This window comes from Azospirillum sp. A29 (genome assembly GCF_042604625.1).
Lineage (GTDB): Bacteria > Pseudomonadota > Alphaproteobacteria > Azospirillales > Azospirillaceae > Azospirillum > Azospirillum palustre.
Window position 1 is genome coordinate 82726 of the sequence record NZ_CP170467.1, and the last position, 14775, is coordinate 97500.

The window sequence follows — 14775 nt, forward strand, 5'->3', positions numbered from 1 at the left end:
CCGGTTTTCACCCCCTCCGCTTAGGACAGACGGTCACCCGATGAGCAAGACCAAGCGCGCGCTGATCATCAGCCATGGCCACCCCTCCTTCTCGCTGGGCGGGGGTGAGGTCGCCTCCTACAACCTGCACAACGGTCTGCACGACCTGCCGGGCTGGGAAAGCCACTATCTGGCCCGCGTGGCACCGCCCATCGCCCAGCACCGCGGCTCTGCCCTGATGGCGCTTCGCCAGAAGGAGCGGGAGGTGCTGTATTACGCCAACGACTACGACCATTTCCGCCTGTCCAACCGCAACCTGCCGGGGCTGGAGAAGGACTTCGTCCGCTATGTCCGCGACTTGCAGCCGGACGTGGTGAATTTCCATCATTTCCTGGGGCTGGGGATCGAGACGATCCAGGCGGTGCGCCAGGCCCTGCCGCGCGTTCCCATCGTCGTGACGCTGCATGAATATCTGTCGATCTGCCATCACCACGGCCAGATGGTGAAGACCAGCCGCAACACGCTGTGCTACCGCTCCAGCCCGGCCGACTGCGCCGGCTGCTTCCCGCACATCGGCGAGGCGGAGTTCTTCAAGCGCGAGCTGTTCCTGAAGACCTTTTTGGAGCAGGCCGACTTCTACATCAGCCCGTCGAACTTCCTGATCGACCGCTATGTCGACTGGGGGCTGCCGCGCGAGAAGTTCCGCATGATCGAGAACGGCCTGACCATCGAGGGCATCGCCCCGCCGCGGCCGGTCACCCGCGGCGGCAAGCGCAACCGCTTCGCCTTCTTCGGCCAGCTGACCGAGTTCAAGGGCGCGCATCTGCTGGTGGAGGCGGTATCGCGCCTCTCCGACAAGGTCTGGGGCGAGGATGGCGCGCTGATGATCTTCGGCGGCAATCTGGAACGCCAGCCGGAGGCCTATCAGAAGCGCTTCAACGACGCGGTGGAGAAGGCCGGCGACCGTGTACGCTTCTACGGCAGCTACCGCTCGGCCGAACTGCCGGGCCTGATGAAGGACGTCGACTGGATGATCATCCCATCGATCTGGTGGGAGAATTCCCCCGTCGTTATTCAGGAGGCCTTCCTGCACGGCCGCCCGATCATCGCCAGCAACATCGGCGGCATGGCGGAGAAAGTGACCCACGGCGTCGACGGCCTGCATTTCCGCAATGGCAGTGTCGAGGATCTGGTGGACCGCATGACGGAGGCGCTAACCACGCCCGACCTGTGGGACCGCCTGCGCCTGCGCATTCGCCGCCCGATCGACCGTGCCGAGTGCGCCCGCCAGCATTCGGAGGTGTTCGACACCCTGCTCGCCGCCAGCGGTGCCGCACCGTCCATGCCGGAACGGGCAGTGGCCCAGCGATCTTAAAACAAAGGCAAGATGGCCTGTGATATTTTCGGAAGTGTGGAATATTATACTCCGACATATTCTGAATATCTTGCTAGTATTGGAATGAAAGTCACGAGGCCTTCCAGACAAGGTCTGTGCGCCAATTCGAATTGTCCCGGCGATAGTCCGAGCATCATCCATCCCTATTGACGCCAAACCCAGGGAGATCCGCTGTGGCCAACATTCTCGTCATGATTCCGTCGGGCGAAGTCTATGATCACGACTGCGTGCGTTGGTACAGCTACCAGGACATCCAGCGCAGCATCGACCACTACCACAACATCGGCGACGCCTTCGTCTTCGACTCCTCGTTGAAGCTGCTGACCTACGACAAACTGGATGTGCTGGAGATCCGCGAGTTCCGCCAGGAGGTGGTCGACCGGATCAACGCGGAATACGACTATGTCTTCCTGCGCGGCAGCAACTACATCCACGATTCGATGGACTGGCCGGCGGCGACCATCCAGGTGCTGGCCAAGCTGCGCATCCCCGTCATCGCCTTCGGCGTTGGCGCCCAGGCGCCGGCCACCGGCAAGCTGACGCTGACCGAGGAAAGCAAGCGCATCTGGCGGATGATCGCCGACAAATCGACGACGCTCGGCGTGCGCGGCACCTACACCGCGGAAGTGCTGTGGGACCTCGGCATCAAGAACACCCGCATCGTCGGCTGCCCCACCGCCTTCCGCAACCGCGACCCGGAACTGCGCATCGACCTACCGGCTCTCGACAGCGTGCGCAAGGTCGGCATCACCATGCGCCGTGAGGTCTCCAAGCATTATTCGCCGGATGTGCGCAAGTATCTGGAGCGCCACCGCGACTTCGTGAAGGACATTTCCCGCCGCTTCGACACCGTGCTGATGATGCAGGGCGAGGTCGAGGAGAAGAAGCTGCTCTGGGGCACCGGGGAGCAGAAGGCGGAAGCCTGGGCCCACCTGCATGACAGCGCCTGGCTGAAGCAGTGGTATTTCGACGATGAGATGGACGCGCTGTACCGCGAGCGGCTGTGGTATTCGGACGTCGTCGCCGATTATGAGAATCTCGTGCGGTCGAAGGATCTCGTGCTCGGCTATCGCCTGCACGGCAACCTGATGGCCCTGTCGAACGCCACGCCGTCGGTTTACTTCAGCTATGACAGCCGCACGGCGGAGTTCGCGGAGACCTTCGCGATCCCCTGCTACAATGTCTATTCGGACAAGCCCTTCGTCCTTGAGGAATATTGGGACCAGAGCCTGTTCGAGAAGTTCAACCGCACCTACTACCAGCGCTATCGCGACATGCGGGAGTTCCTGGACGAGAACTACGTTCCCCACCGCATGCCCAGCCACACCCTGCGCCGCACCACGGAACGCAAGGCGGCGTAAGCGCAGACGCGCCTTTTCCAGCCCAACAATCGTCCAGAACAACCGGAAAGCGGTCCCATGTCCGCCACTGCCAAGATCGTCGAGCTTCGCGACTCCACCCCCGTGGCCGATCCCCTCGACGCACCGCAAGCGGCGGCCATCGTCGGTCATATCGACGCCTTGCAGGGGGGGCGTGTCTTCGGCTGGGCCTGGGACGGCAACCATCCGGCCGACCGGCTGGAGGTCGAGTTGCGGCTGGAACGGGACGGCGGTCCGCCGGAAATGCTGGCACGGGTGGCGGCCGACCGTCCGCGGCCCGATCTGGCCGGCGGCGGCATCGGTGACGGTGCCCATGCCTTCGAGGCTGAGGTGATCCTGCCGGAGGGGGCGGACCCGTCGCGGGTGGTGGCGGTGGTGAGATCGCCCTCGACCGGCGAGACGGCGACCTTCGCCCAGCCGAACCCGGAGGACCAGCGGCTCGACCGGCTGCTGGGTCCGCATCTGCATCGCATCGGCGAGCGGATCGACGCTTTGCGCCGCGACCAGCGCCAGCTTGCCGCCGCGCAGCAGACCATCGGCCGGCTGCTGCGCGATGCGGGGGAGGGGGTGACGGCGCTGCGGGCCGACGCATCCCGCCTGGAAACAGCCCATGGCGAGCGTTCCGACGCCCTGGCCGAGTCCGTGCGCGAACTGTCCGAGCGTGTCGGCGGCCTGGAGGTTTTCCTGATGCGGATGGACCAGAGCCTGCGCGGACTGGACAGCGCATCGGCGGAAAAGACCGGCGGGGCAGGGTGGTCGCCGCTGCTGACCGTGCTGGGGTCGACGGCGGGCGCTTTCCTGGCGGTTCTGGTCGGCTGGCTGGTGCTCCACTGATCGGGAAGGTTCCGCTAGACTGAAGGGTAGGCAACCGCCGGGGACCCGGCGGTGTTTAACCTTCGCGGCCCTGACGGCCCACCCTTCGGGGGCCGTGCGGTGCGATAAAGCGGAGCCTGCCCACATGCTTGACGGATTTCCCGTCGTCGAACCCGCCCCCGATGCGCCATTTCCGGTTCCTGCATCGTCCCCCGCCAGCTTATCCGTCGGCAGCGAGGGTGAACTGGCCATCCGGCTTGCGGCCCTCGCCCGGCGGCCCGGCGGTGTCCTGCTGCTTGCCCGCAGCGATGCGCGTGCCACCCGGCTGGCAGGGCTGGTGGGCGACATTTTCCCCGATCTCGACACCATTCTGCTGCCCATCGACGAGACGGCGGCCGGTGACCGTGCCGCCCCGTCGCGGGCGGTGCTGGGCCGCCGCGCCGTCGGGCTGATGCGGCTTGCCGAAGGGGGGGAGCCAGCCGGTGGGCGGCTGGTGGTGGCCTCCGCCGACCTGGCCTTGCAGAGGGTGCCGCCGCCGCAGGCCTGGGCTGGCGGGCATTTCCGCCTGACCCGCGGCATGGCCTATGACGAGGCCGCCTGGCGCGGCTGGTTCGCCCGCAACGGCTATGTGATGGACGACCGGGTCGACGAGCCCGGCGAGGTGGCGATCCGAGGAGCGGTGGTGGAGGTCTTTCCCGGCCACTGCGACCGCCCGGTCCGTTGCGACATCGCCGACGGGGTGGTACGCGACCTGCGCCTCTACCATCCGGTGTCCCAGCGCTCGGTCGAATCGATCGACGAGCTTGCGCTGGGGCCGGTCACCGACCTGATCGTCGGGCCGGAGATGCTCGACCGGCTGGCGGCCAGCCTTGCCCGATTGGGATCCGCCCTGCCGGAGGGGCTGCGGCGGGAGTTGGAGGAAGGCCGCCGACCCTATGCCTTCGACCTCCAGCTTCCCAATGTTTTCGACGACTGCCCGTTGCTGCTGGACCTGCTGCCGGAGGCGCTGGTCGTGCTGGACGCCGGTGCGCGCGACCGCATCGAGGCACGGGCCGACGATCTGGCCGAGGCAGGGATCGACAGGCGGATCCGGCGCGGCGATCCCTGTCTGCTGCCGGTCCCGCCGCTGGAACGCCGGCTGATCGACGCCGACGCGCTGGACGAAAAACTGGCCGTACGGACCTTGCTGCCGGTGGAGGTGACGACTGGCCCTGTCGTGGAGGCGGTACGCACCGAGCGCACGCTGCTGCGCCGGGCTGCGGGTCTGGTCGGGGAGGACCGTGCCGTGCTGCTCGCCGCCCGATCCGGTGCGGGCGAGGCCGACCGGCTGGCCGAGCGAGCGTCTTCGGCATTGGGGCGCCCGGTGCCCCGGCTGGACCGCTGGCCGGATCCGCCGCTGGCGGCGGGAGACTGCGCCGTGCTGGCTTTGCGGACCGCCGATGGCTTCACCTGCGACGGCATGACCGTGCTGGTCGCTCCCCGCCATGCCGAGGAACGCGGCGGCGAGGCGCAGGTCCGGCCACCGCTGGCCCCGTCCGAACTGTCGACCGGCGACTTCGTCGTGCACCTCGATTATGGCATCGGCCGGCTGATCGGGCTGGAGACCATCGCCTCCGGCGACGGCGAGGAGGCCACCGCCGATTTCCTGGTGCTGGACTATGCCCATGACGACCGGCTGCTGGTGCCGACCGCCGATTTCGACCGGCTGTGGCGCCACGGCTCGACCGACACCGGTGCGAAGCTCGACAGCCTGAAGAACGCCCATTGGCTGGAACGCCGCGCCGTGCTGGAGGCGGAGATCGGCGAGACCGCCAAGGGCATCCTGCGCGAAGCCCGCCGCCGCGCGCGGGAGACGGCGCCGGTCATCGACCCGCCGGCCGACCGCATGCGCCGCTTCGGCGCCCGATTCGGCTTCGATCCGACCGAGGGGCAGCGCCGCGCCATCCAGACCGTGCTCGACTCCATGCGCCAGGGCCAGCCGATGGACCATCTGGTCTGCGCCGACGTCGGCTATGGCAAGACCGAAGTGGCGTTGCGCGCCGCCGCTGCGGTTGCCTTCGCCGGCCATCAGGTCGCGGTGATGGCCCCGACCTCCGTCCTCGCCCGCCAGCATCTCGACGTGTTCCGCCGCCGCTTCGCCGGCTTCGGCGTCAGGCTGGAGCCGCTGACCGGGGCCATGACCAAGGCCGAGAGCGACCGCGTGCGCGCCGGGCTGGCCGACGGGTCGGTCGACATCGTCATCGGCACCCATGCCCTGTTGTCCAAGGATGTCCGGTTCCAGCGTCTCGGCCTGATGGTGGTGGATGAGGAGCAGCGCTTCGGCGCGACGCAGAAGCAGGCCTTGAAGCGGCGCATCAAGGGCGTCCACAGCCTCGCGCTCAGCGCCACCCCGATTCCGCGCACCTTGCAGGGCGCCCTGGCGGGTCTGCGCGGCCTTAGCGTCATCGATACGCCGCCGGCCCGCCGCCGGCCGGTACGGACCGCCGTCACGCCCCGCGACCCGACCACGGCCCGTGCCGCTCTGCTGCGTGAGTTGGGACGCGGCGGACAGGTCTTCTGCGTTACCCCGCGCATCGCCGACCTCGGCGAACTGGAGGCGTGGATCCGCGGGCTCGTCCCGTCGGCCCGCATCGCCGTGGCGCATGGCCGGCTGGGAGCGGCGGCGCTGGACGATGCCGTGATGGGTTTCGTCGATGGCGAGAGCGACATCCTGCTGGCGACGCCGATCATCGAATCCGGCATCGACATTCCACGTGCCAATACCCTGCTGCTGTTCCGCCCTGACCTGTTCGGGCTCGGCCAGCTGCACCAGCTGCGCGGCCGGGTCGGCCGTGGAGCGGTGCAGGGCTACGCCTATCTGTTGACCGATCCCGACCACCCGTTGGAGGAGCGGACAGCGCGCCGGCTCGGCTCGCTGGAGATGATTGAAAGCCTGGGCGGCGGCTTCGTGTTGAGCATGCTCGATCTCGACCAGCGCGGAGCAGGCGACCTGCTGGGCGAGGATCAGAGCGGCCATTTGCGTGCGGTTGGGACCGAACTCTACCAGCGCATCCTGGCCGACGCCCTGCGGGCGCTGCGCCGCCAGCCCGATGCGCGCTGGGATCCGGAGGTAACTGTCGCGGTGCCGCACTGCATCCCGTCGGCCTACATCCCGGAAGAGGAGCTGCGCATCGGCCTGCACCGCCGCATCGCCCGCACCCGGGAGGCGGGCGAACTGGACGCCCTGCGCGAGGAGATGGAGGATCGCTTCGGCCCGCTGCCGGCCCCGGTGGAGCGGTTGCTGGCCATCGCCGGGCTGCGCTGCCGCTGCCGGGCATTGGGCATCGCCTCGCTCGGCTGCGGCCCGGCGGGCGTGGCGGTCACCCTGCGGGGCGAGCGCGCCGAGGTAAGGGCGGCGACGCTGGCGAAGCGCTCGAAAGGCGTCCTGCGAGCGCAGGATGACCGCCTGTCGGCAGCGCTGGAGGCGCCGGATGCCGAAAGCCGGCTGGCGAATGCGTCCCGCGTGCTCGACTGCATCGAAACAATCGTCCGCAAGGCACAGCGGCGAAAGCGGGAATAGGTCCTTTCAGCGACAGGCGTGACCGATGACCCGCGGCAGGATGGCGGTCAGCGCCAGGGTGTCGAAGCAATGCTCCAGATGCGCCGACCGCAGCCTCGCGCGGCGGTCGGCGTCCCCGGACAGGGCCGAGAGAAGGCTGACGGCGTCGTCCTCTCCCGCGAAGGTCAACCGGTCCTCAGTTGGCCCGAACAGCCGGGCGGTGTCGGCATGGCGCCAACTGACCAGCAGCCCGTTGCGTTTGACGATTTCCAGCGTTCTGGGAAAAATCGCCGTGTCGAAGGCGAGGCTGCCGAAATCCAGGCAGGCTGTCGCTTCGGGGTAGGCGTTGCGCGGCGCCGGCGAGACCGGACCGGCCTTGAGGCCGAAGCGTTCCCATCCATTGCCCCACAGCGAGAACCCCTCGCCCAGACCGCGGCGCAGGGCGGCGGCGAAGCGGCGGCGGTTCTCCACCGCGAAGGCGATGGTGAAGGCGCGGTTGAAGTCCAACGTCCAAGCCGGGTCCGCCGAGCGGTTGGCCAGCCCGCAACTGTCCATGGCCTGTACCCGGTGCAGTGCCGGCCGTTCCGTCATCGCCGCCGCCACCGCTGCCGCCTCGCGCCGGATTGCCGGTTGAACCGGCTCACGCCCGGCTTCCGGATGCTCCGGCCAGCCCTGCCCCAGATAGAGGACACGGTCCCGCACCGACGATTCCGCATCGGCATCGGATTGCCCCTTCATCGCGGCATAGGGGTGACGTCGCAGTCCGGGCGTGTCCGGCGCCATCCAGCGCTTGTACAGATCGACCGATCCGTCCGCCGCGGGGGCGGTGCAGATCCAGCGATGGATGCCCAGCGGTTCGTGGAAGACCCGGCTCAGCCCCAGCCGGACGGCCTGTTCGGCCGATCCCTGGCACATGCACCACATGGAAACGTCGTTTTCGGCCATCCAGCGGTCGGCATCGCGGATCTGTTCGGCGTTGACGGCGCCAATCTCCTCCAGCGGATGCTTCAGGCAGATATGGACGATGGCTGGGGGAGTGCCGAACTGCGCGATGTAGTCACGCAGCATCTCAACGGTCGGCCTGGGGATCTCGAACAAATTCAGCACGAACAGGGCGTCGACGCGGCGGTCGATCACATCCTGTGAGATATCGGGCAGCGCCAGCACCGACTCATGCCCCAGATCGACCAGAGCCGCCTGGATCGACCACAGGATTTCCGACGTGCCCTGTCCGCACAGCAGGAAGCGCATGCCGCTATCTCCGCTTTTCGAACAGGCTGACCGCCTCGGCCATATAGGCGGAAAGCTGCGCGATGTCGGCGCCCTCCCGCTCGACCGCCTCAATGCGGGTACGGGCTTCCTGCCGCGCCTCGGCCAGCAGCGCCGGATCGCCCGCCAGGGCGACGGCACGGGCGACGAAGGCGTCGTCGTCGGCTACCACGAAGGACGGTCCGGCCACGCTGGCGACGTCACCGACCTCGAAGGACAGCACCGGCAGGCCGCCCGCCATCGCTTGCGCCGCCCCGCCGCCGCCGCCTGTACGGCGCGGATTGACGAACAGGTCGCAGACCGAGACCAGCGCCTCCATCCGGTCGACATGGCCCAGGCTGCGCAGCCGTCCGGCGTGGCGGTTCGCGGCCAGCCGTCCGGGCAAGCGTTCCACCCCGCCGGCGAACAGCACCAGAGCCTGCGGCACCGCGTCCAGAATCCGTCCCAGTAAGTCCAGGAACGCGCCGTCGGCCTCGGCATCCAGTCGGTTGCCGACAACGACGCAGACGAACTCCCGCTCCAGCAGGGAGAATCGGGCGCGCGTCTCGGTATCCCCCGTGCTTTGTACCGACAGGCTGAAGCGTGACGGCCGCCAGGATCGCGTCAACCGGCTCCCGTCGGCCGGCGGCGCATGATCGCCGTAGCCGAGGACAATGTCGGCGAGCGACATGGTCCGCCCGCTGGTGGTGGGGACGCACATGACGGGATACGCGCTTCCCAGCAGGTCGGCGACGATCACCGAACCGCCGAAACCGATCACCAGATCAGGGTCGAATGCCTCCACCGCAGACAGGAAGCCTGTGAGCTTGTCGGCTGTGAAGCCGGGCGCGGTGGAGGACAGCATGCGGATACGCTGGCCGCCGCAGCGGATCTTCTGCTCTCCCGACAGCCTGTCTTCCACCGCGGCGGCAAAGGGCGGGACGAAAGCACTGTAATAGCGGTCCGGCATCATGTTGGTGTTCAGCACCAGCACCGTCCGGCCCAGGTCGCGCTGCAACCGCACCGCCAGTAGCAGCAGGTCGCGCGACGGCTGGTGTTCGGCGGACAGGAACTGGTTGGTGACGATGACCACCCGTCCCGCATCGGGCATGCCTGCCTGCCGTCCGGCCGGAACCAGATCCAGCCGCACCGCAACCTGCCGCAGGAACCGTTCGTAGAAGGGAAAGAGGTGTCCGACGACGAAATCGGGCACCGAGCCCAAGTCCATCCGCATCAGGAACAGCTGGCGCTGCATCGACCAGAAGATCTGGTTGATGCCGTCCAGCGATGCCAGATCCAGCACAGTGTTCAGCATCTCCAGGATATGCAGGTAACGGTGCAGATCGCCGGAGACATAGGCCAGCGCCGATTCGCGCAGGATAGGGTCCAGGCCGGCGGTCGCGCCGTCCAGCCTTTCCATTGCAGCCGCATCCTGCCCCAGCCCCGTGGCCCTGGCGGACTCGCAGCTGTCGGAGATCGCCTTCAACGCCTCGCCGGTTCCGGCCGGACCGCAAAGGCGGGCAATCAGGTCGGTCAGTTCGGTGGCATGTGAATCGGAGGCTTGCATCGTTGGAAAAATCCCGGCTGGCGCAGCGGCCACCGGCGGCGCCTCGACGGGGCGGGATTGTGCCGGCATCCGTTTCCACCGATAGGTGCGATGCCGACAGCTGTCAATGCACTCGCTCCGCGACACGGTCGCCATGTCGGTTGCCACGTGCCGCCCCGGATCGGGAAGGCACGTGGCCGCCGGGTGCCGTTACCAGGTCGGGAAGAACAGCAGCAGCAGGGAGAGCGCCGCGAGGATGCCAAGAATGGTCCACATGGCGGGGCGCCCCAGGCCCCGCGAGGTGCCGGCCTTCGGGAGTTCGGTGCCCACATTCCGGGAAGGGCCAGCCATTGCGTTTTCTCCTGACAGTGTCGATCTGTCGGTAATCAACAAAGCAAGGCCGGTAAAGTTGCCGCTTCCGGTCATCCTTCCCCATCTGCCCCCATAGGGCGCGGGCTTGGCGACAAGAGGCGGCACGGATTTTCTGGAACCGTTTTTTGCTTTACCGCCAATGGGTTGATTGCGTCTTGCGGATTTCCCGCGGAAATCGGCGAAAAAACCACTTCCCAAGCGCACCAGCCATCGGCAAACTCTACACAAGAAATAGAAAAGTTGCTGCGGGTACCACTAAAAATTCCCGTGCAATTCAGGAGCCACCGAAGGAGACCCTCTGTCATGTCGCTTCGCCGCCTGACTCTTCTCGCCGCCGGTCTGACCATGGCCTGGCTGGGTGTGGCCGCCGCCGATTCCAAGGACTCGCTGCTGAACGTGTCCTACGATCCCACCCGGGAATTCTATGTTGAGTTCAACAAGGCATTTGCCAAGAAGTGGGAAGCCGAAACCGGCCGCGCCCTGACCGTGCGGCAGTCGCATGGCGGCTCCGGCAAGCAGGCGCGTTCTGTGATCGACGGGCTGGATGCCGACATCGTGACCCTGGCGCTGGGCTACGACATCGATGCCATCGCCGATACCGGGCTGCTGCCGAAGGACTGGCAGAGCCGCCTGCCGAACAACAGCTCCCCCTACACCTCGACCATCGTGTTCCTGGTGAAGAAGGGCAATCCGAAGGGGATCAAGGACTGGAACGATCTGGTGAAGCCCGGCGTCCAGGTCATCACCCCGAACCCGAAGACGTCGGGCGGCGCGCGCTGGAACTATCTGGCCGCCTGGGCCTACGCCCTCCAGGCCAACGGCGGTGACGAGGGCAAGGCCAAGGAATTCGTGGCGCAGCTCCTGAAGAACGTCCCGGTTCTGGACAGCGGCGCCCGCGGCGCCACCGTGACCTTCACCCAGCGCGAGATCGGCGACGTGCTGCTGGCCTGGGAGAACGAGGCCTACCTGTCTCTGCAGGAATTCGGCGCCGACAAGTTCGAAATCGTGGTCCCCAGCCTGTCGATCCTGGCCGAGCCGCCGGTCGCCGTCGTCGACAAGGTCGTCGACCGCAAGGGAACCCGCAAGGTGGCCGAGGCTTATCTCCAGTTCCTCTATACCCGCGAAGGGCAGGAGATTGCCGCCAAGAACTTCTACCGTCCCCGTCTCCCGGAACTGGCGAGCCAGTATGCGGGACGCTTCGCCGATGTTAAGCTGGTCACCATCGACCAATTCGGGGGCTGGCGTGCCGCACAGGAGAAGCACTTCTCGGATGGTGGTGTCTTCGATCAGATCTTCCAGAAGGGGCGTTGACCTATGGTCGCCGCTGCCGACAGCGACGGCGCTCTGGCAGGAAAGGGGGGTGCGGTGACGGTCCGCGCCCCCGTTCCTCTCTTCCGGAAGCCCAGCGTTCTCCCCGGTTTCGGGCTGACGCTGGGCTTCACGCTCAGCTATCTCGGCTTCATCGTGCTGGTCCCGCTGGCCGCCCTGATCGTCAGGTCCAGCGGGCTTGGCTGGAGCGGGTTCTGGTCGGCGGTGACGACACCCCGGGTTCTCGCCGCCTTCGAGGTCAGCTTCGGGCTGTCCTTCGCCGCGGCGCTGACCAACGCGATCTTCGGTTTCCTCGTTGCGTGGGTGCTGGTCCGCTACGACTTCCCCGGCAAGCGGCTGGTGGATGCGCTGGTCGATCTGCCCTTCGCTCTGCCGACGGCGGTGGCCGGCATCGCGCTGAGTGCGCTCTATGCCCCGAACGGCTGGCTGGGCAAGCCGCTGAACGAGCTGTTCGGCATGAAGGTCGCCTTCACGCCGCTCGGCATCGCCATCGCGCTGACCTTCATCGGCCTTCCGTTCGTCGTCCGCACGGTGCAGCCGATCCTGCAGGATCTGCCGGCGGAGGAGGAGGAGGCAGCGGCCTCGCTGGGCGCCTCGCGTTTCCAGACCTTCCGCAGCGTCATCCTGCCGGCCATCCTGCCGGCGCTGGTCACCGGCTTCGCTCTGTCCTTCGCCCGCGGCGTCGGTGAATACGGCTCGGTCATCTTCATCGCCGGCAACATGCCGGGCCTGACGGAGATCCTGCCGCTGCTGATCGTCATCAAGCTGGAGCAGTACGACTATGCCGGCGCCGCCGCGGTCGGTACGGCGATGCTGGGGGTGTCCTTCGTCATGCTCCTGATCCTCAACCTCCTTCAGCAGTGGATGAGGTCGCGCCATGCCCGCTGAGACGTCTGCAAGCACCAGCATAACCGCCCCGGCCTCCATCCCGGTGCCGCCGGGGCGATCCGCGCTGACCGAACCCGGCTGGGTCCGGGCGCTTCTGATCGGCGGAGCCCTGCTGTTCCTGGCGCTGTTCCTGCTGCTTCCCCTGGTGGCGGTGTTCGCCGAGGCGCTGCGCCGCGGCTTCGGCGCCTATTGGCTGGCGCTGACCGAACCGGACGCGGTCGCCGCGATCGAGCTGACGCTGATCGTCGCCGCCATTTCGGTGCCGGCCAACCTGCTGTTCGGCGTTGCCGCCTCCTGGTGCGTCGCCAAGTTCGACTTTCGTGGCAAGAATCTGCTGATAACGCTGATCGACCTACCTTTCTCGGTGTCGCCGGTGATCTCCGGCCTGATCTACGTCCTGCTGTTCGGCATGAACGGGCTGTTCGGCACCTACCTGCGCGACATGGGCGTTCAGATCATCTTCGCCGTGCCTGGGCTGGTGCTCGCCACCATCTTCGTCACCTTCCCCTTCGTGGCGCGCGAACTGATCCCGCTGATGCAGGAACAGGGCTCCGACGAGGAGGAGGCGGCACTGGTGCTGGGCGCGTCCGGCTGGCAAACCTTCTGGCGGGTGACGATCCCCAACATCAAATGGGGTCTGCTCTACGGCGTGCTGCTGTGCAACGCCCGCGCGATGGGCGAGTTCGGCGCCGTGTCGGTCGTCTCCGGCCATATCCGCGGCGAGACCAACACGATGCCGCTGCATGTCGAAATTCTCTACAATGAATACAATTTCGTCGCCGCCTTCGCGGTCGCCTCGCTCCTGGCCATGCTGGCCCTGGTCACGCTGGTCGTGAAGACCGCGCTGGAGTGGCGCTTCGGGGATGAGCTGGCGGCGTCCCGGCACTGATCGCCGGGCTCTGGAGAGGAAAACGGGACCAATGGCGATCCAGGTTTCAGGCATCACCAAGCGCTTCAACGATTTCACCGCCCTCGATTCCGTCGACCTGGAGGTGAAGTCGGGGGAACTTCTGGCCCTGCTCGGCCCCTCCGGCTCGGGCAAGACCACGCTGCTGCGCATCATGGCCGGGCTGGAAAGCCCCGATGGCGGCGGTCTGCTGCTGAATGGCGAGGAGGCGCTGGGGCTGAAGCCGCGCGACCGGCAGGTCGGCTTCGTCTTCCAGCATTACGCCCTGTTCCGCCATATGACGGTGTTCGACAACGTTGCCTTCGGCCTCAAGGTGCGGCCGCGCGGCGAGCGCCCCGGCTCCGCCGAAATCAAGCGGCGTGTGACCGAGCTGCTGGAACTGGTGCAGCTGTCGCCCTTCGCCGGGCGTTATCCGGCGCAGCTGTCGGGCGGCCAGCGTCAGCGCGTGGCGCTGGCCCGCGCGCTGGCCATCGAGCCGAAGGTGCTGCTGCTCGACGAACCCTTCGGCGCCCTCGACGCCAAGGTCCGCAAGGAGCTGCGGCGCTGGCTGCGCAAGCTGCATGACGACATCCACATCACCTCCGTCTTCGTCACCCACGACCAGGAGGAGGCGCTGGAATTGGCCGACCGGGTCGTCGTGATGAACCAGGGCCGGATCGAGCAGATCGGCACGCCGGCGGAGGTCTACGATCACCCGGCCTCCGCCTTCGTCTATGAGTTCCTCGGCCAAGTGAACCGTTTCGACTGCACGGTGGAGGGCGGCATCGCCCACGTCGGCGGCGGTGCCCTGGCCATCCCGACCCAGGGAGGCGTGCAGGGGCCGGCAGTCGCCTATGTCCGCCCGCACGACCTTGGAGTCACCCCGGCCTCGGCCGGTCCGGCGCGCATTTCCGGTATCCATGTCGTCGGGCCGGATGCCCGGATCGACATCGACCTCGCCGGCCTGTCGCTGGAGGCGGAGATGGACCGCGAACGCCTCGCCACGCTCGGCATCGCCGCCGGCGACCGCTGCGCGATCCACATCGACCGGGCGCGGGTGTTCGCCCGCTGATATTTGTCAGCCCGCCGACTGCTGATCGGCGAGAGTCCGATAATTGCCGTCGCGGTGGGCCTTCAGGCTGAGGTCCACCGCCGCGGCCTCGACCCCGGCGCTGCGCAGGACGAGGCCGGCCAACTGCAGGCTGGCCTCCATGGTTTCCGGCACGATGGCGCTGGCGCCCGCATTCGCCAGAGCCGCACTCTGGCCCAGATCGTGGGCGCGGGCGATGATCGGCAGATTGGGGGCCGTGGCATGGATCGCCTCCACGGCGCGGTGCGCGGCGTCCGGCCGGTTCAGCGTGATGACGGCCGCCCGCGCCCGCTCGATCCCGGCGGCGCGCA

General features: G+C 67.4%; 12 protein-coding genes (1 of these 12 only partly in view). 8 read left to right on the plus strand and 4 right to left on the minus strand.

Annotated elements, in window-relative coordinates; genetic code table 11:
* The first annotated feature begins 40 nt into the window (after positions 1 to 40).
* The 4 genes from ABNQ38_RS28555 to ABNQ38_RS28570 all read left to right on the plus strand — a co-directional run bounded on the left by ABNQ38_RS28555 (position 41) and on the right by ABNQ38_RS28570 (position 7126).
* Positions 41 to 1354 carry a glycosyltransferase family 4 protein gene (locus ABNQ38_RS28555; protein ID WP_377810710.1) on the plus strand — a complete coding sequence of 438 codons (1314 nt, stop codon included), beginning with the start codon at positions 41 to 43 and terminating at the stop codon, positions 1352 to 1354.
* Between the two features lie 194 nt (positions 1355 to 1548).
* Positions 1549 to 2736 carry a polysaccharide pyruvyl transferase family protein gene (locus ABNQ38_RS28560; protein WP_377810711.1) on the plus strand — a complete coding sequence of 396 codons (1188 nt, stop codon included), beginning with the start codon at positions 1549 to 1551 and terminating at the stop codon, positions 2734 to 2736.
* 57 nt (positions 2737 to 2793) lie between these two features.
* Positions 2794 to 3588 carry a hypothetical protein gene (locus ABNQ38_RS28565; protein WP_377810712.1) on the plus strand — a complete coding sequence of 265 codons (795 nt, stop codon included), beginning with the start codon at positions 2794 to 2796 and terminating at the stop codon, positions 3586 to 3588.
* 124 nt (positions 3589 to 3712) lie between these two features.
* Positions 3713 to 7126, plus strand: coding sequence for a DEAD/DEAH box helicase (locus tag ABNQ38_RS28570; protein ID WP_377810713.1), 3414 nt, complete (start codon positions 3713 to 3715; stop codon positions 7124 to 7126).
* Between the two features lie 6 nt (positions 7127 to 7132).
* Here ABNQ38_RS28570 and ABNQ38_RS28575 read toward each other — a convergent pair whose 3' ends face one another.
* From ABNQ38_RS28575 to ABNQ38_RS28585, 3 genes are all read right to left on the minus strand, one after another.
* Positions 7133 to 8356 carry a hypothetical protein gene (locus ABNQ38_RS28575; RefSeq protein ID WP_377810714.1) on the minus strand — a complete coding sequence of 408 codons (1224 nt, stop codon included), beginning with the start codon at positions 8354 to 8356 and terminating at the stop codon, positions 7133 to 7135.
* A gap of 4 nt (positions 8357 to 8360) precedes the next feature.
* The gene (locus ABNQ38_RS28580) at positions 8361 to 9920 is read right to left on the minus strand and encodes a glycosyltransferase (protein WP_377810715.1); all 1560 of its coding nucleotides are present in this window, start codon (positions 9918 to 9920) and stop codon (positions 8361 to 8363) included.
* 189 nt (positions 9921 to 10109) lie between these two features.
* Positions 10110 to 10325: a hypothetical protein gene (locus ABNQ38_RS28585; RefSeq protein ID WP_377810716.1), complete on the minus strand. Its 216-nt coding sequence runs from the start codon at positions 10323 to 10325 to the stop codon at positions 10110 to 10112.
* A 249-nt stretch (positions 10326 to 10574) separates the two neighbouring features.
* Here ABNQ38_RS28585 and ABNQ38_RS28590 point away from each other — a divergent pair, with 249 nt between their 5' ends.
* The 4 genes from ABNQ38_RS28590 to ABNQ38_RS28605 are packed head-to-tail and all read left to right on the plus strand — an operon-like array spanning position 10575 to position 14446.
* A complete protein-coding gene (locus ABNQ38_RS28590) occupies positions 10575 to 11582 on the plus strand; it encodes a sulfate ABC transporter substrate-binding protein (RefSeq protein WP_098737752.1) in 1008 nt (335 codons plus the stop codon).
* A 3-nt stretch (positions 11583 to 11585) separates the two neighbouring features.
* Positions 11586 to 12488 carry a sulfate ABC transporter permease subunit CysT gene (gene cysT / locus ABNQ38_RS28595; RefSeq protein WP_098737751.1) on the plus strand — a complete coding sequence of 301 codons (903 nt, stop codon included), beginning with the start codon at positions 11586 to 11588 and terminating at the stop codon, positions 12486 to 12488.
* On the plus strand, positions 12478 to 13377 hold the full coding sequence (gene cysW, locus ABNQ38_RS28600; protein ID WP_377810717.1) for a sulfate ABC transporter permease subunit CysW: 900 nt from the start codon (positions 12478 to 12480) through the stop codon (positions 13375 to 13377). The genes cysT and cysW overlap by 11 nt, the downstream gene beginning before the upstream one ends.
* A gap of 31 nt (positions 13378 to 13408) precedes the next feature.
* Positions 13409 to 14446 carry a sulfate/molybdate ABC transporter ATP-binding protein gene (locus ABNQ38_RS28605; RefSeq protein ID WP_377810718.1) on the plus strand — a complete coding sequence of 346 codons (1038 nt, stop codon included), beginning with the start codon at positions 13409 to 13411 and terminating at the stop codon, positions 14444 to 14446.
* A 6-nt stretch (positions 14447 to 14452) separates the two neighbouring features.
* Here the strand turns inward: ABNQ38_RS28605 and ABNQ38_RS28610 are convergent, their stop codons facing one another.
* Positions 14453 to 14775, minus strand: the end of a protein-coding gene (locus tag ABNQ38_RS28610; protein WP_377810719.1) for a monovalent cation:proton antiporter-2 (CPA2) family protein. It continues 1375 nt past the right edge of the window; the window shows 323 of its 1698 coding nt (coding positions 1376-1698); its start codon lies beyond the right edge, outside the window — the gene reads right to left on this strand; its stop codon occupies positions 14453 to 14455.